The 16,196-nt window shown below is 68.4% G+C and carries 13 protein-coding genes; 2 read left to right on the top strand and 11 right to left on the bottom strand.

All coding sequences use genetic code 11. The features are described 5' to 3' along the window. Nucleotides 1-6 precede the first annotated feature (6 nt). From pyk to pta, 3 genes are all read right to left on the bottom strand, one after another. Nucleotides 7-1,437 (bottom strand): pyruvate kinase, encoded by a 1,431-nt coding sequence (pyk, locus tag ACIBCK_RS28130; protein ID WP_399394690.1) that lies wholly within the window; start codon nt 1,435-1,437, stop codon nt 7-9. Between the two features lie 109 nt (nt 1,438-1,546). Continuing rightward, nucleotides 1,547-2,785: an acetate kinase gene (locus tag ACIBCK_RS28125; RefSeq protein ID WP_399394688.1), complete on the bottom strand. Its 1,239-nt coding sequence runs from the start codon at nt 2,783-2,785 to the stop codon at nt 1,547-1,549. After that, a complete protein-coding gene (gene pta / locus ACIBCK_RS28120; RefSeq protein ID WP_399394687.1) occupies nt 2,782-4,869 on the bottom strand; it encodes a phosphate acetyltransferase in 2,088 nt (695 codons plus the stop codon). Before pta ends, ACIBCK_RS28125 begins: the two co-directional genes overlap by 4 nt. Before the next feature lie 313 nt (nt 4,870-5,182). Between pta and ACIBCK_RS28115 the strand changes: the two genes are divergently transcribed. After that, on the top strand, nt 5,183-6,208 hold the full coding sequence (locus tag ACIBCK_RS28115) for a 6-phosphofructokinase (RefSeq protein WP_399394685.1): 1,026 nt from the start codon (nt 5,183-5,185) through the stop codon (nt 6,206-6,208). Nucleotides 6,209-6,237: 29 nt separating this feature from the next. Here the strand turns inward: ACIBCK_RS28115 and ACIBCK_RS28110 are convergent, their stop codons facing one another. The 4 genes from ACIBCK_RS28110 to ACIBCK_RS28095 form a co-directional block, all read right to left on the bottom strand. Then, entirely contained in the window at nt 6,238-6,870 is a 633-nt protein-coding gene (locus tag ACIBCK_RS28110) for a helix-turn-helix domain-containing protein (protein ID WP_399394683.1), read from the bottom strand. A gap of 465 nt (nt 6,871-7,335) precedes the next feature. Beyond that, nucleotides 7,336-8,379 carry a hypothetical protein gene (locus tag ACIBCK_RS28105; protein WP_399394682.1) on the bottom strand — a complete coding sequence of 348 codons (1,044 nt, stop codon included), beginning with the start codon at nt 8,377-8,379 and terminating at the stop codon, nt 7,336-7,338. After that, nucleotides 8,367-9,020 carry a hypothetical protein gene (locus tag ACIBCK_RS28100; RefSeq protein WP_399394680.1) on the bottom strand — a complete coding sequence of 218 codons (654 nt, stop codon included), beginning with the start codon at nt 9,018-9,020 and terminating at the stop codon, nt 8,367-8,369. The genes ACIBCK_RS28105 and ACIBCK_RS28100 overlap by 13 nt, the downstream gene beginning before the upstream one ends. 130 nt (nt 9,021-9,150) lie before the next feature. After that, complete coding sequence (locus ACIBCK_RS28095; RefSeq protein WP_399394678.1) at nt 9,151-9,975, bottom strand: hypothetical protein; 825 nt, start codon at nt 9,973-9,975, stop codon at nt 9,151-9,153. Nucleotides 9,976-10,190: 215 nt separating this feature from the next. On the opposite strand from ACIBCK_RS28095, the gene ACIBCK_RS28090 reads away from it, so the two are divergent. Beyond that, complete coding sequence (locus tag ACIBCK_RS28090) at nt 10,191-10,571, top strand: HIT family protein (protein ID WP_399394677.1); 381 nt, start codon at nt 10,191-10,193, stop codon at nt 10,569-10,571. A 6-nt stretch (nt 10,572-10,577) separates the two neighbouring features. Here ACIBCK_RS28090 and ACIBCK_RS28085 read toward each other — a convergent pair whose 3' ends face one another. The 4 genes from ACIBCK_RS28085 to ACIBCK_RS28070 form a co-directional block, all read right to left on the bottom strand. After that, nucleotides 10,578-12,830, bottom strand: a complete 2,253-nt coding sequence (locus ACIBCK_RS28085) for a protein kinase (protein ID WP_399394675.1) — start codon at nt 12,828-12,830, stop codon at nt 10,578-10,580. Nucleotides 12,831-12,890: 60 nt separating this feature from the next. Next, a complete protein-coding gene (locus ACIBCK_RS28080) occupies nt 12,891-13,718 on the bottom strand; it encodes a carbohydrate ABC transporter permease (RefSeq protein ID WP_399395307.1) in 828 nt (275 codons plus the stop codon). A gap of 36 nt (nt 13,719-13,754) precedes the next feature. Continuing rightward, nucleotides 13,755-14,699, bottom strand: a complete 945-nt coding sequence (locus ACIBCK_RS28075) for a carbohydrate ABC transporter permease (RefSeq protein WP_399394673.1) — start codon at nt 14,697-14,699, stop codon at nt 13,755-13,757. A gap of 129 nt (nt 14,700-14,828) precedes the next feature. Further along, nucleotides 14,829-16,190 carry an extracellular solute-binding protein gene (locus ACIBCK_RS28070; protein ID WP_399394671.1) on the bottom strand — a complete coding sequence of 454 codons (1,362 nt, stop codon included), beginning with the start codon at nt 16,188-16,190 and terminating at the stop codon, nt 14,829-14,831. Nucleotides 16,191-16,196: the final 6 nt, after the last annotated feature.

Here is a 16,196-nt window from a genome sequence, read left to right as displayed (position 1 = left end):
GGTGTGTCAGTCGCGGCCGACGCCGCCCAGGTGGTGCACCCGGACCATGTTGGTCGTGCCGGGGACACCGGGGGGCGAGCCCGCCGTGATGATCACGGTGTCGCCGTCGTTGAAGCGGTTCAGCTTGACCAGCTCGGCGTCGACGAGGTCGACCATCGCGTCGGTGTTGTCGACGTGCGGCACGACGTAGGAGTCCACGCCCCAGCTCAGGCTGAGCTGGTTGCGGGTGGCCTGGTCGGTGGTGAAGGCCAGGATCGGCTGGGCCGCGCGGTAGCGGGACAGACGGCGGGCCGTGTCACCGGACTGCGTGAAGGCGATCAGCGCCTCGGCGTCCAGGAAGTCCGCGATCTCGCACGCGGCACGGGCCACCGAACCACCCTGCGTACGCGGCTTCTTGCCGGGCACGAGCGGCTGCAGACCCTTGGAGAGCAGCTCCTCCTCGGCCGCCACGACGATCTTCGACATCGTCTTGACGGTCTCGATCGGGTACGCGCCCACGGACGACTCGGCGGACAGCATGACCGCGTCCGCGCCGTCCAGGATCGCGTTGGCGACATCGGACGCCTCGGCGCGCGTGGGGCGCGAGTTGGTGATCATCGACTCCATCATCTGGGTCGCGACGATCACCGGCTTGGCGTTACGGCGGCACATCTCCACCAGGCGCTTCTGCACCATCGGGACCTTCTCGAGCGGATACTCGACGGCCAGGTCACCACGGGCGACCATGACGGCGTCGAAGGCCGCGACGACGCCCTCCATGTTGGCGACGGCCTGCGGCTTCTCCACCTTGGCGATGACGGGGACCCGGCGGCCCTCCTCGTCCATCACCTTGTGCACGTCCTTGACGTCACCGGCGTCGCGCACGAAGGACAGGGCGACCATGTCGCAGCCCATCTTCAGGGCGAAGCGCAGGTCCTCGACGTCCTTCTCGGAGAGCGCGGGCACGTTCACGGCCGCGCCGGGCAGGTTGATGCCCTTGTGGTCGGAGATGACACCGCCCTCGACGACGATCGTCTTCACCTGCGGGCCGCTCACCTCGACGACGCGCAGCTCGACGTTGCCGTCGTTGATCAGGACCTGGTCGCCCTTGGAGACGTCACCGGGCAGGCCCTTGTAGGTGGTGCCACAGATGGACTTGTCGCCGGGGACGTCCTCGGTGGTGATGGTGAACTCGTCACCGCGCACCAGCTCGACGGGTCCCTCGGCGAAGGTCTCCAGACGGATCTTCGGACCCTGCAGGTCGGCGAGGACGCCGACGGCACGGCCGGTCTTGTCGGCAGCCGCACGGACGCGGTCGTACCGCCCCTGGTGCTCGGCGTGCGTGCCGTGGCTGAAATTGAAGCGGGCCACATTCATGCCGGCCTCGATCAGCGAGACGAGCTGCTCTTCGGAGTCGACGGCGGGGCCCAGCGTGCAGACGATTTTGGAACGGCGCATAGGGGCGATCCTATCGGTTTGTTTCGCTACGGAATATTCCGTCTGGTGGAATCTACAAATGGGCGGTACTGCGCTCAGGCGTGGCGTTCTGAATTCCTGAGAATTGCGGTTATGACGGGTTCCCGACCAGTGCGTACGTCTGCTGCGCGATCTCCAGCTCCTCATCCGTGGGGACGACGGCGACCGCGACCCGCGCGTACTCCGGTGAGATCAGCCGCGCCCCGTCGGAACGTACAGCGTTGAGTTCTCCGTCGACCGCGAGCCCGAGCTCCTCCAGACCCGCGACGGCAGCCTCCCGCACCGGCGCCGCGTTCTCACCGACCCCCGCCGTGAACGCGATGGCGTCCACCCGGCCGAGCACCGCGTAATAGGCGCCGATGTACTTCTTCAGACGGTGAATGTAGATGTCGAACGCGAGCGAGGCGGCTTCATCACCGTCATCGACCCGGCGCCGGATCTCCCGCATGTCGTTGTCGCCGCAGAGACCGACCAGACCGCTCTTCTTGTTGAGCAGGGTGTCGATCTCGTCGATCGACATCCCGCCGACGCGGGCCAGGTGGAAGACGACCGCCGGATCCACGTCACCGGAACGGGTACCCATCACGAGTCCCTCAAGCGGCGTGAGCCCCATCGAAGTCTCCACGCACCTGCCGCCCCGCACGGCGCTCGCGGAAGCTCCGTTGCCCAGGTGCAGCACGATGACGTTCACGTCCGCCGGAGCCTTGCCGAGCAGCTTGGCGGTCTCGCGCGACACGTACGCGTGCGACGTCCCGTGGAAGCCGTAACGCCGCACGCGGTGCGCGTCGGCGGTGGCCACGTCGATCGCGTAGCGCGCGGCCGACTCCGGCATCGTCGTGTGGAACGCCGTGTCGAACACGGCGACCTGCGGCAGATCCGGGCGCAGCGCCTGTGCCGTGCGGATGCCGGTGATGTTGGCCGGGTTGTGCAGCGGCGCCACCGGCACCAGCCGCTCGATCTCCGCGAGCACGTCGTCCGTGATGACCGTCGGCGCGGTGAACTTCAGGCCGCCGTGCACCACGCGGTGACCGATCGCGGCCAGCTCGGGGGAGTCGAGGCCGAGCCCGTCGGCGCTCAGCTCGGCGGCGACCGCCTTCAGGGCGGCCTCGTGGTCGGCGATCGGCTCCTCGCGCTCACGCTCGCCGCCGCCACCCGTCAGGGGGGTGTGCTTGAGCCGCGAGGTCTCCTCGCCGATGCGCTCGACCAGGCCGACGGCGAGGCGAGAGCTGTCGCGCATGTCGAGGAGCTGGTACTTCACCGACGAGGAGCCGGAGTTGAGGACGAGGACGCGGGTGGCGTTCACAGGAGGAATGCTTTCTGTAGACGTCATACGGAAGGGGCGACGGCAGGGCCCTGGGCCTGGATCGCGGTGATCACGACGGTGTTGACGATGTCCTGCACGAGAGCACCCCGCGACAGGTCGTTCACCGGCTTGCGCAGGCCCTGCAGGACCGGTCCGACCGCGATCGCGCCGGCCGAGCGCTGGACGGCCTTGTAGGTGTTGTTGCCGGTGTTCAGGTCCGGGAAGATCAGCACGCTGGCCTGGCCCGCGACCTCCGAGTCCGGCAGCTTCGTCGCCGCGACCGAGGGCTCCACGGCGGCGTCGTACTGGATCGGCCCCTCGATCTTCAGGTCGCCCCTGCTCTCCCGCACCAGCTCCGTCGCCTCACGCACCTTGTCGACGTCGGCGCCCGAACCCGACGTACCCGTCGAGTACGACAGCATCGCGATCCGCGGCTCCACACCGAACTGCTCGGCGGTGGCGGCCGCCTGGACCGCGATGTCGGCGAGCTGCACGGCGTTCGGATCCGGGTTCACCGCGCAGTCTCCGTAGACGAGGACCTTGTCGGCGAGGCACATGAAGAAGACGGACGACACGATCGAGGCGTCCGGCTTGGTCTTGATGATCTCGAACGCGGGCCGGATCGTGGCGGCCGTGGAGTGAACGGAACCCGACACCATGCCGTCGGCGAACCCTTCCTGCACCATCAGGGTGCCGAAGTAGTTCACGTCCGCGACGACGTCGTACGCGAGCTCGACGGTGACGCCCTTGTGGGCGCGCAGTTCGGCGTACTTGGCGGCGAACGCGTCCCGCAGTTCGGAGGTGTGCGGGTCGATGAGCTGCGATCCCGCGAGGTCGACGCCGAGGTCCGCGGCCTTCTTGCGGATCTGCTCGGCCGGGCCGAGCAGTGTCAGGTCGCAGACGCCGCGGCGAAGGAGCACGTCGGCGGCGCGCAGGACGCGCTCCTCGGTGCCTTCGGGCAGGACGACGCGGCGCTTGTCGGAGCGCGCCTGCTCCAGGAGCTTGTGCTCGAACATCATCGGCGTGACGCGGTCGCTGCTCGGGGCCTGTACGCGGCTGAGCAGCTCCGCCGTGTCGACGTACCGCTCGAAGAGCCCGAGGGCCGTCTCCGCCTTGCGGGGCGTGGCGGCGTTCAACTTCCCTTCCAGGGCGAAGAGTTCACCCGCGGTGGGGAAGGACCCGCCGGAGACGGCGATGACCGGGGTGCCGGGCGCGAGGCGGTCGGCGAGCTTGAGGATCGCCTCGCCGGGCTGCTCGTTGAGGGTGAGCAGGACGCCCGCGATGGGCGGCGTACCGGCGCTGTGCGCGGCGAGCGAGCCCACGACGAGGTCGGCGCGGTCGCCGGGGGTGACCACGAGGCAGCCCGGGGTCAGGGCGTTGAGGAAGTTCGGCAGCATCGCGCCGCCGAAGACGAAGTCGAGCGCGTCTCGTGCGAGGCCCGCATCGTCGCCGAGTACGACGCGGCCGCCGAGCGCGTGGGTGATCTGGGCGACCGTGGGCGCCGCGAGGGCGGGTTCGTCGGGCAGCACGTAGCTGGGGACGGGGAGCCCGGCCGCGAGGCTCTCGTCGAGCTCGTCGCGGTCGGCGGGCGCCACCCGGTTGGTGACCATCGCCAGGACGTCGCAGCCCAGGCTCTCGTACGCGCGGTAGGCGTTGCGCGTCTCGGCGTGGACGGAGTCGGCCGGCTGGTTCTTGCCGCCGACGACGGCTATCACCGACGCCCCGAACTCGTTGGCGAGGCGGGCGTTGAGGGAGAGCTCGTCCGGGAGCTGGGTGTCGGCGAAGTCCGTGCCGAGCACGAGGACGATCTCGTAGTCCCGCGCCACCCGATGAAAGCGGTCGACGAGCTGGGAGACCAGCTCGTCGGTGCCCTGCTCGGCCTGGATGGCGGACGCTTCGTGGTAGTCCATGCCGTATCCGGACGCCGCGTCCTGTGCGAGCCGGTAGCGGGCCCGCAGGAGATCGAAGAGGCGGTCAGGACCGTCGTGGACCAGCGGACGGAAGACCCCCACCCGGTCGACCTGACGGGTCAGGAGTTCCATGACTCCCAGCTCGATGACCTGGCGGCCGTCGCCCCGGTCGATCCCGGTCACGTACACGCTGCGCGTCACGCGTGTTCTCCCCTTCTTCGCTGCGGTGTCCTGGGGACCCGGCGGGACCGGGCCAGTTCCATCAGGGCCGGTTCCATCGGGCCGGACAAATGACCCGATATGGTTGCCGTGCCCTCTTGACAATACCTCTGCGGCTGGCTAGGTCGCCCGCCGGACGAAAGGCCTCGTGGAGCGGGCCCAAGGGCCTCCTCCCCAGGATCGGCCGGAGCAGCCGTGGGCGGCGACGCCTGGTGCGTGAGCGGCGACGGGTTCGCGGCCATGGAACAATCAGACCGGCTCACACGCATCAACAGCGAGCAGGAGACACAGCACGATGCGCATCGGAATTCTCACCGCAGGCGGCGACTGCCCCGGCCTCAACGCAGTGATCCGGTCGGTCGTGCACCGAGCCGTCACGCACTACGGCGACGAGGTCATCGGCTTCGAGGACGGTTACGCGGGCCTGCTCGACGGCCGCTACCGCCGGCTCGACCTGAACGCGGTCAGCGGCATCCTCGCCCGCGGCGGAACGATCCTCGGCTCCTCGCGCCTGGAGCGCGACCGCTTCCGCGCGGCCTGCGAGGACGCGCGCGCGCTCGCCAAGGAGATCGGCTTCGACGTCCTGATCCCGATCGGCGGCGAGGGCACGCTCACGGCCGCCAAGATGCTGTCGGACGCGGGCCTGCCGGTGGTGGGGGTCCCGAAGACGATCGACAACGACATCTCCTCCACGGACCGCACCTTCGGCTTCGACACGGCGGTGGGTGTCGCGACGGAGGCGATGGACCGCCTCAAGACGACGGCCGAGTCCCACCAGCGTGTGATGGTCGTCGAGGTCATGGGTCGGCACGCGGGCTGGATCGCCCTGGAGTCCGGCATGGCGGGCGGCGCCCACGGCATCTGCCTGCCCGAGCGCGCCTTCGACCCCGCCGACCTGGTGAAGCTGGTCGAGGAGCGGTTCTCGCGCGGCAAGAAGTTCGCGGTGATCTGCGTCGCGGAGGGCGCGCACCCGGCCGACGGCACCATGAACTACGGCAAGGGCGCGATCGACCAGTTCGGCCACGAGCGCTTCCAGGGCATCGGTACGGCGCTCGCGTACGAACTGGAGACCCGCCTCGGCAAGGAGGCCAAGCCGGTCATCCTCGGCCACGTGCAGCGCGGCGGCACCCCGACGGCGTACGACCGTGTCCTCGCCACCCGCTTCGGCTGGCACGCGGTGGAGGCGGCACATCGCGAGGACTTCGGCCGCATGACGGCGCTGCGGGGCACGGACATCACGATGGTGCCGCTCGCGGAGGCGGTCACCGAGCTGAAGACGGTGCCGAAGGACCGGATGGACGAGGCGGAGTCGGTGTTCTAGGAGCCGCTTTCCGTCCCGGCCGCCGCCTGTCAGCTCCCGGCGGTGCCGCGCACCTGGGCCCAGAAGTGCTCCAGGATCTTGTCGAGGAAGTCCTGCCCGGCGCTCCCCGAGGCATCGGCCCCGGCGCCGCCGCCCCAGCTCAGCGTGCGCACCATGCGCGCCTGATAGTCGGTGTGCAACTGCTGAAGCACATCTTCCACGTGCCGCTTCTGCACGGGCAGCATCTTGCTGATGGGCCGCACGTACCCCTGCCAGCGGGTGGCCACGGCACTGCGCAGCAGGTCGGCGAGTTCGTCGCCGCGCCCGGTGATGTTGATGAAGTCGGGCAGGGGAAGCTGCAGCACCTCGGCGAGCGCGGCGGACTGCCGCTCGTTGCCGCGCCAGGTGTTGGTCTCCTCCATGTGCAGATAGACCTGGATCTCCACCCCGGCCCCCCGCGCCACGTCCTCGGGCGCGAGCCCACGGGCGATCCGGTGCTCGCGCAGGGTGGTCGCGGCGCCCATGAGTTCACCGGGGGAACACCACAGGGTCCCCGCGAGGGCGGTGAGCTCGGCGGAGGTGGGCGCGGCGAGCCCGCGCTCCCAGGCGGCGATGGTGTCCGGGGTGATGTAGGTGAGCCCGTAGCTCGCCCGCATGCCATAGGCAACATGCCCATGCGCCATCCCGAGCGCCTCACGAAGGCGCCGGGCGGCGGGAAAGTTGAACGGGGGTGTGGGCTGGTTGGGCTGAGAGGGCTGGGAGGGCTGGTGCGGCGGTTGGCTCGGTTGCACGGGCACACGGTATGGGTGCGGGGGGCCGGCGACTACGGTGCGTTCCTACGAGGTTGCGGATGGTGCGAAGCTACGGGGGTGGGTTCACGGTCCGGCCGAGCTACACGGATCTCAGGACTCAGATGCAGCGAGCAGCCGTTCCCAGAATCTTCCGTGGTGCTGATGGCGACGAGATTCATCGCGGAGTCGTCGTCCAGGTTCCTGACGAACCAAGGCCCGGGTGTGGCAGCTTCACAGACCTCCTCGATCTCGCCGAGATCGATGCCATTCCCGAGGCTGTCGTCGGGCGGGGCGCGTCGTCTTCCATGTCTTCTTCCATCTCGGACCTTGTTCCCCGTCACGCTCGCCGTCCGCCGTCTACCTGTTGATGGCCTGGATTTCCTCGACCACCACTTCCTGATCCGCGCCGAACTCCCCGTCGGGCAGTCCCACCGGGTCGTTGACCCCCGTACCAGTCCAGCTGATCTTCCACGTGACGGTCGCCTTGAGTGGGTACGAGCCGTCGCCGGAGGAGCGGAGGTACTTCACGCCGCAGGGTGGGTCCTGCTTGGACTTGCCCTTGGCGTACGGTTCGCCGATCTTGCCGTTCTCGTCGATGGGGCAGACGCCGGAGGCGGGGTAGGTCTCGGCGTCCTTCGTGCCTGGGTCGATCTTGAGGGAGACCGGCTCGGCAGTTGTCGTCGCCTGGATGCCGAGTACGGGAATCGAGGCCGTCACCGAGACGGGCTTGAACTCCGCCTTGTCCAGCCAGGCCCAGGTCGGCAGGTTGACCTTGGTCTCGCCTTCCGGGGCGAGGGTCACCTCGGTGCCGGGTACGCGGACTTCGGCGTACGCGAGCTTGGCGAGGATCTCGGGGGTTATCGCTTCGGGGGTGTCAGCCGGGGGCGGGTCGCCCTTGTCGACCCAGAAGACGGGCTTCTTGCAGGCGTCCCAGCCGGGTGGGTAGCTGTCGTTGGAGAAGGACGTCCACCAGTAGCCCTCGCCGGCCTTGTCCAGGTTGAAGTTCTTGTACGGTCCCCCGTCCACGTACCGCTTCCGCTGCTCCAAGTCCCACTGGGAGCCCGTCGATTCGGCCTGCCAGATCGGCTCTACGTACTTCTTGAACTGGGCGGGGGAGTACTTGGGGGCGTACCAGCAGGCGGGCGGGGTCCAGTTCGTCGCGGGCGTCACGGCGCCGGTCTTGGCGCCGGTCCCGTTCTTGGAGCGGTCGTAGACGATGCCGGATGCGGTGGACGAGACCGTTCCGTCCTCGTCGGCGTTGCCGGAAGCGTGGCTGTCGGATCCCGGATTCTGGGCGCCACCACCGATCTCGTTGTCAGCTGCTGCCGGTGCGGCTGAAAGAAGCACGCAGCCCACGGCTGCGGCAGTCAGTGTTTTCAGGCGGCTTCTCATGGCTGGCACTTGGCACTCCCCCGAGTGGAATTGATCTGTGTGATGACCCAGACGCCCGCTTCGTTCCTCTTCAGTTTCGTGGCATAGAGGACGTAGCTGTTCTTCGTCGCGGGCGTCTTGTTGACCTTGTCCTTCTTGAGGTACTTGTCGTAGGCCTTGCTCTGGTCCTCGCAGTAGACAAGGGATGCGGATTTGCCGTCGCCCGATACGACCGGGTTGTAGTAGCGATAGGCGCCGGTGGTGCGCGCCTTCGCCTCGACGTACGCCTTGATGAACTTCTGCGTCTGAGCGGCGGCTTCCCCTTCGTAGTAGAAGCGGTAGGCCTTGTGCATTGGGTCTTGCTCGGCGATGGCCATGTCGACCGCCTTGATGGACTGCTCACCGTCGGCCAAAATCGCGTCGTCGGCCTTCTTGCCCGTCTTCGGCCAGTCGAAGGCGTACGTGAGGTCGGAGGGCAGCTCGACCTTCGGGCGCTCAACAGCCTCAGCGTCCGATGCACTCGGCGAAGCCGACTTCTCCTCGCCCCCCTTGTCCGCCCCGGCGATCTTGTCGTTGTCCTTGGCTTCGTCGCCGCCGCTGCCGCAGGCTGTCAGCAGCAGGGCCGCGGACGCGGTGAGGGCGACCGTCGCGAGACGGAGAGGGCGGTTCACTGACGGCTCCTGGTGAGGGTGGGAGTTGGCGCGAGCTAAGCACGCTAGTGGGAGCTGATCGGTGGCACCAGGGAGATATCTGCTGAGCAATGGGGCGTGAGGGGTTCATCCCGGTGAATACGGGCGGGCGTTAAATCCAGGGATCGCGCACCGGTTTGCGTTTCCACCATGCCCCGAGGTTCGACTCGGATTCGGTTCTTTTGGCCGTCGGCCGCACCCATGGGCGTAGCGAGCCCTGCGGGTCTGGGGCCGTCGCGGCGGTGTAGCGGTTGTCGAGGGAAGTGAGGAGGTGGCCCAAGGCGCCGTCGTGGGCCACCGGTGGGAGCGTGGCCATCGCCTCGGCCAGGGAGTCCCGGGAGTCGAGGTCATTGCTGAACGCGCTTATGGGGTAGGGGTCGTGGGCTTGGTCGCTTGTCTCCTCGTCGCGCTCCAGTCTTCGTACGAGCCGTTCCCAGGACGCGAATCGGGCAGCCATCGAGTACACCGGGGCCGTGACCGTCGGCCGCAGGCGTGGCGCCAGGCGGGACCGTTCGCGTTGCAGCCGTTCCGCGTCACACCGCGCGATCGCCGCTCGCACCGGGGCTGACAGCTCCGACCACACCGCCTCCGTCAGGGGCGCGTTCCAGAAGGGGCCCGGCGAGTGGCTCCACAGCGTCTTGCTCCGCTCGATGCCGTCGAGCGCGTCGGTGCCGCCCCTCAGGACGCTCACCGTCCGGCACAGCACCAGACCGCTGCCCGTCTCGGAGTCGATCGCGACCGCCACGGCCTGCCCGAGCGGTGTCTTCAGTGTTGCTCGCTCGTCCCTGTTCGCCAGGCGCAGCCTGAGTGCCGTGTACCTGGTCCCGAGTTGTACGGCGGCCACCCCCTCGAAGTGCACGTCGAGGCATGTGGTGTCGGTGCCCTCCGGGATTGAGCGGAGCAGGAGTTGGGAGTAGCCCACTCCATAGCGCCACATTCGGAACGTGCGGGGCGACTGGAAGTGCAAGAGTTGCCCTTACTGGAGGCGAGTCAGAAGCAGAACTAGGTGGAGACGCGATCTGGGAGTGTGTGGTGGTGGGTGGGCCGCGGCGTAAAGCCATGGATCTTGACGGGTATATGGAGCGGGCGCGCAGTGGGCCCTGTTTTGTTTGTGCGTTTCTTGGTGGTGAGCCGGGATACGCGCATCACACCGTGTACGAGGACGAGGACCACGTCGCGTTTCTCGATCGGTGGCCCACCCTTCCCGGGAAGGTGCTCGTCGCGCCCAAGGCCCACGTGGAGCACGTCGTTCGCGACCTCGACGAGGCGGCGTACGTGCGGGTCATGTCCTTCGTGCGGAAGGTTGCTCTCATCGTCGAGCGTGTCCTGGAGCCCGAGCGGACCTATCTCTACTCCCTCGGGAGCCAGGAAGGGAACAGTCATCTCCACTGGCACATTGCCGCCCTGCCGCCCGGAGTCCCTTACGAGGAGCAGCAGTTCCATGTGTTGATGACGGAGGACGGCGTCCTGGATGTGCCCCCGGACCACATGGCCGCGCTCGCTTCGCGGCTTCGGGACGCCATCATGTCCTAGTGGTCACTACCCTTTCGTCGGCTCGAACTCCCCTTCCACCTTGCCTATTTCGGACCAGGCGTCCTTGTTCCGGCGGTCGAACCACACCGGGCGTTCGCGTGCTGAGCGGCGCTTCTCGAAAGACACCTCGGAGAGGATGCCGTTCACCGAGACGTTCTGGATCTCGCGGTCCAGGGTGTGCCGGAGCGATGTGGGCGAGCCGGTTTCCGGGAGCTTCTTGAGCGCGGTGGCCAGGGCCAGGGCGCCGTCGTACAGCTCCTGGTTGCCGCGTGCGGGGAGGTTGTCGTCGGGTTCGCCCGAGTAGTTGCGGGTGCGCAGGACGCCCTCAGGGATGGACTTGGCCGACCGCTCCGCCCTCGCTCGCTCCTCCGAGTCCTCGCAGACACCCTCGGGAGCGCTCTGGGTGAGGATCGGGCCCTTGAAGCCGTCGGTGCGAAGCTTGGCGGTCCATCGGGTCACGTCCGAACCGGATGGCACCACCACCGCGTCCGCCCGCGCCCCTGCGGCCAACTCCGGGATCTGTGCCGTCTTCACCTCGTCCGGGCGGGTGTCCAGCGCCCTGGCCGTCACGCCAGCCCTGCGCAGCGCCGTGCCGATGCCGTCCTCGCGGTCCGTCCAGATCTTGTCCTCCGCCACCAGGACCCGGCGCGCATCGGTCCGATCCAGGAGGTACTCGGCCATCGCCTCGCCCTGCCGCGCCTCGTCGGCCGGGATCGCGAACGCGCCTCCGGCGTGGGCGACTTCGTGGCATGTGCTGATTTCCGGCAGGAACGCCTCGTCCGTGTCGTGCACCCAGGAGAAGTCGACCGTGTCACCGATGACGGTGAGCATCCTGGGGTGCTTCGCGAGCATGTCGCGGGACGTCGTGTCCGGGTCGGCGGACACGGGGACGAGGCGGAAACGGCTGCCGGCCTTCGCGCCGAGTGTCTCCGTGAAGGCGGACTTGACTGTGCGCTTCTGCTGCGTCGTGAACTGGGTGTACTCCGACTTCTCGTACGCGTCGGGTGATCCCCCTGCGCCGACATGGGTGTAGCTGTGGGCCACGCCGATCTCGTAGACCGTCGGGGCGCCCCCGGCGCCGGACGCGGACGCGGGGTCGGTGTCGGGTGCCGTGAGGGACCGTATGCCGAGGCCCGCCGGGATGCTGACCGCCAAGGCGAGCGCGGCGGGGAGCAGCAGCCGCCGTCCGCGCGAGCGGCGGCGTGGCGGGGGCGGGGGCGCGGGCGGGGTCGTGGTCGAGGCTGTGGCTTCCTTGCGGACCGCCGACAGGTGGGGGCGAGCGTCCTCCACCTCCACGGGGGCGGGGACGGCGTCGGCTATGGCCTCCGGTACGGGGGCCTCTGCGGCCCCCGCGCCCCGTACGTCCCGCGCCGCCGCCCCGTCGTGCAGCGACTCCGCCGCCGCCAGAATCCGCTCCAGCGTCGTCGCGGCGTCCGCCGGGCGGTCCGCGGGGTCCTTGGCCAGGAGGTCCAGGACCAAGCGCTCCACCGGCGCCGTCACCTCTGCCCGTGCCCGCGAAGGCCGCAGCGGTGCGTCGTTGACGTGATTGTACATGACGCCGGCCGCCGTGCCGGTGAACGGCGGCCTGCCGACGAGGAGTTCGTAGAGTACGCAGCCGAGCGCGTACAGGTCGGTGCGGCCGTCACCCGCCTCCTGGCGGAACCGCTCCGGCGCCAGATACGGCACGCTGCCGAACGGCAGCTGACCGGTCCGCGTGAGGCGGGAGTCGCCCGTCGCGCGTTCCATGAACGTCGCGATGCCGAAGTCGACGACCTTGGCGGAGCCGTCCTGCGTGATCATGACGTTGCCGGGTTTGATGTCGCGGTGCACGACGCCCGCCGCGTGGGCGGTGTCGAGGGCGCGGCAGATGTCCGCCGCCCAGCTCAGCGCCTCCGCCACGGGGACGCGCACGCTTTCGCGCAGCACTCGGTCGAGCGAGCGCCCCTGCACAAGGGCCATCACCAGGTACGGGGTCGGGGGCCGGGAGCTTTCGGTGCCGTCCGTGCCGTGGTCGTGGACGGCCACGATGTACGGGCTGTCCAGCGAGGCCGCGGCGCGCGCCTCCTGCCGGAAGCGTGCCAGGAGCTGCTCCAGCTCGGCCGCGTCGCCTTCCCCGCCTCCCGAGCCCCCCGGCAGGAAGAGTTTGACCGCCACCTCGCGGCCCAGGCTCTCGTCCCGCGCCCGCCACACCTCTCCCATGCCGCCCGCGCCGAGCCGCTCGAGCAGCTCGTACCGGCCGTTCAGCAAACGCCCCCGCATATGCCCTCCCTAAGACCCGGTGATCCTAGTCAGAGGGAGGGGTGGACGTAGCAGGGGCTGTCAGCCCTTCACCGCACCCCCCAACGCGAAACCGCCGCCCAAGCGCCGCGAGATGAGGACGTACAGCAGAATCACCGGCGTCGAGTAGATGATCGAGAATGCCGCCAACTGGCCATAGACCACTGTGCCCTTGTTGCCGAAGAAGTCGTTGATGCTCACCGACGCGGGCATCTGCTCCGGCGTGAGCAGGAGCATGAAGGGGACGAAGAAGTTGCCCCACATCATCACGAAGGAGAAGACCGTCACCACCGCCACCCCCGGTCCCATCAGGGGGAGCACGATCCGCAGCAGGGACTGGAACGACGACGCGCCGTCCGTCCACGCCGCCTCCTCCAGTTCCTTCGGGACGCCGTCCATGAAGTTCTTCATCAGCCAGATGGCGAAGGGGAGTTGGGACGCGGCGAAGAAGAAGATCGTGCCCTGCATCGTATCGATCAGGTCGACCTGGACGAACAGCGCGTACACCGGGACCATGATCGCCGTGATCGGCAGGCTCGTCGCGAAGAGGATCGTCAGCATGAAGGGGCGGTTCAGACGGGACTTGAAGCGGGAGAGCGGGTAGGCGGCGAGCGCCGCGCAGACCACCGTCAGGAGGGTGCCGCCGCCGCACAGGAGCAGGCTGTTGAGCAGGGGCGTGAAGGTGATCTCCGGGGTCAGGACCGCGTCGTAGTTGTCCAGGGTGATGCCGTCGGGGACCTTCACCTTGAGGTCGGCCTCGGTGTCGAGCGAGGACAGGATCACCCAGGCCAGCGGAAGCACGAACGCGGCGGCGACCACGAGCAGCCCCGCGTCCGCCGCGAGCCGCCGTGTCGTACGGCGTGAACCCATGGTGCGGGCAGGCGACTTGACGGTGTTGGCGGACACTCAGACCTCCGTGCGGAGCAGGCGCATGTAGACGAGGGAGAAGAGTGAGCCGACGACCAGGAGCAGCAGCGCCACCGCCGTGCCGTAACCGATCATGCTCTTCTGGAAGGCCTGTTCGTACATGAACAGGGGGAGCGTCTGACTGCGGTTTCCCGGGCCGCCTCGCGTCATCACCCAGATCAGACCGAAGACGGACAGGGTCTGGAGGGTGTTGAGCATCAGGTTCGTTCCGATGGAGCGGCGGATCATCGGGAGCGTGATGTGCCACATGCGGCGCCAGCCGCCCGCGCCGTCCACCTCGGCCGCCTCGGTGATCTCCTTGGGGATCTCGTTCAGGGCCGCCGAGTAGACCAGCATCGAGAACGCCGTCCCCCGCCATACGTTGGCGAAGGACACCGCAAGGATCGGCAGCGTGTACATCCAGTTCTGGGACGGCAGGTTGAGGAGGTCCAGGACCGCGTTCAGCGTGCCCTCGCGGCGGAAGAACGCGTACAGGAGAAAGGCCGCCACCACCTCCGGAAGCACCCACGCCGTGATCACGATCGCGCCGGTGACCGTGCGGACCGGCTTGGACGCCCGCTGCATCAGGGACGCGAGCGCCAAGCCGATCGTGTTCTGGCCGATCAGGGACGACACGACCGTGAAGACGAGCGTCAGCCACACCGCGTTGAGGAACGCCTCGTCGCCGAACGCCTTACGGAAGTTGTCGAACCCGACGAAGCTCGACTCCGCCTGGCCGGTGAGCTGGAGGTCGGTGAAGGCGATGTAGGCGCAGTAGCCGATGGGCCCCGCCAGGAAGAGGAGCAGCAGGATCACGGCGGGGGAGACGGGCAGTGCGCGGGTCAGCGCCCTGCCCGTCAGCTTGCGGCGCGACGGGGGGCGTGAGGCCCCCGCCCCGGGAGCCTTGACGACGCCGGCGGGCCCGGCGGGGGGTGCGGTGGTCACCTCGGGGGTCTCACTTCCCTTGCTTGCCTGCCGACGGGGTTTGCTGCCGACTCGCTTGCCTGCCGGCGGGGTTTGCTGCCGACTCGCTTGCCCGCCGACGGTGTTTGGCTGCCGGATCGCGGGCCGCGGCTACTTCTCGACGACCTCGCCGTCCGCAGCCGCCTTGACCTCCTCGTCGTACCCGCTCGCCGCCTCCGCCACGGAAGCGTCGCCCGTCGTGACCTTCTCCATGGCCTCCTGCACCGCCGTGGAGACCTTCGGGTACGCCGGATACGCGGGCCGGTAGTGCGTCGACGACACCAGGTCGGTGAAGAACTTCAGGCCTGGCTGCGCCTTGAGGTAGTCGGGGTCGGCGGCGACGTCCTTGCGGACCGCGATGCCCGAGTTCGCCACGTACCACTTCTGGGCGTTGGCCTTGGTCTGCATCTGCTCGATGAACTTGAAGGCCAGGTCGGGGTTGGCGGCCTTGGAGGGGATCGCCCAGGTCCAGCCGCCGGACATGCTCACCTTGCCGGGCGCCTCGCCGTTCTGGGTCGGCATATGGGCGAGGCCCAGCTTCTTCGACCACTCGGGCCACTCGTGACCCGCGCCCTTGCCCCAGTCCTGTGGCAGCCAGGAGCCGTCGAGGTTGATGCCGAGCTTGTCCTCGGGGAGGAGTTCACCGCGCACCCGGGTGGCGAAGTTCGGGTCGAGGGCGTCGGTGACCTCCGGGCCCAGCTTCTCCTTGTAGACGGTCTCGACGAATTCGAGGGAGTCCTTGAAGCCCTGGCTTCCCGTCACCCACTTCTTCGACTTCGGGTCGTACATCGGGTCCTCGCCCGTGCCGTACAGGAGCATCTCCATGCCCTGCATGGTGGCGGCCTCGCCCGCGGGCTTGCCCGTGTAGACGTTCATGGGCGTGACACCGGGGACCTTCTTCTTGATGGTGCGCGCCGCCTGCAGGACCTCGTCCCACGACTTGGGCTGCCAGTCGGCCGGCAGCCCGGCCTTCTTGAAGATGGCCTTGCTGAACCACAGGCCGCGGGTGTCGGTGCCGTCCGGCACGCCGTACGTCTTGCCGTCCGCCGCCTTCGCCGCCGACTTGGACGTGTCGATGAACTGGTTCCAGTCCTTCCACTTGTCCAGGTAGGGGTCGAGGGGCTTCAAGTACCCGCTGGTGATGTCCGAGTTGATGAGGAAGGTGTCCTCGTAGACCAGGTCGGGCGCGGTCTTCGGGGAGCGCATCATCTGCTGGAGCTTGGTGTAGTACTCGGAGTCCGGCGCCTTGATCGGCACCAGTTTCACCTTCTTGCCGGGGTTCTCCTTCTCGAACTGCTTCTTGATGTCTGCCAGGAAGGTGTCCATGACCTTGACCTGGTTGTCCGTCGACTGTTTGAAGGAGACCTTCACGGTGTCCGGATCGTCGCCGGAGTCCCCGCCGCACGCGGTGAGGGTGCCGGCGGCGACCAGGGCGGTGGCGAGGAGCAGAGGGGTGGTGGGACGCACGGGCACGACCTC

The organism is Streptomyces sp. NPDC051218, assembly GCF_044455475.1.
In the GTDB taxonomy this organism is placed as follows: Bacteria; Actinomycetota; Actinomycetes; order Streptomycetales; family Streptomycetaceae; genus Streptomyces.
This window is presented reverse-complemented; position numbering and strand designations above follow the sequence as displayed.

Coding starts and splice junctions, on each gene's coding strand:
- pyk (WP_399394690.1), bottom strand. CDS start 1,437: ATGCGCCGTTCCAAAATCGTCTGCACGCTGGGCCCCGCCGTCGACTCC.
- ACIBCK_RS28125 (WP_399394688.1), bottom strand. CDS start 2,785: ATGACGTCTACAGAAAGCATTCCTCCTGTGAACGCCACCCGCGTCCTC.
- ACIBCK_RS28115 (WP_399394685.1), top strand. CDS start 5,183: ATGCGCATCGGAATTCTCACCGCAGGCGGCGACTGCCCCGGCCTCAAC.
- ACIBCK_RS28110 (WP_399394683.1), bottom strand. CDS start 6,870: ATGGCGCATGGGCATGTTGCCTATGGCATGCGGGCGAGCTACGGGCTC.
- ACIBCK_RS28095 (WP_399394678.1), bottom strand. CDS start 9,975: ATGTGGCGCTATGGAGTGGGCTACTCCCAACTCCTGCTCCGCTCAATC.
- ACIBCK_RS28085 (WP_399394675.1), bottom strand. CDS start 12,830: ATGCGGGGGCGTTTGCTGAACGGCCGGTACGAGCTGCTCGAGCGGCTC.
- ACIBCK_RS28080 (WP_399395307.1), bottom strand. CDS start 13,718: ATGGGTTCACGCCGTACGACACGGCGGCTCGCGGCGGACGCGGGGCTG.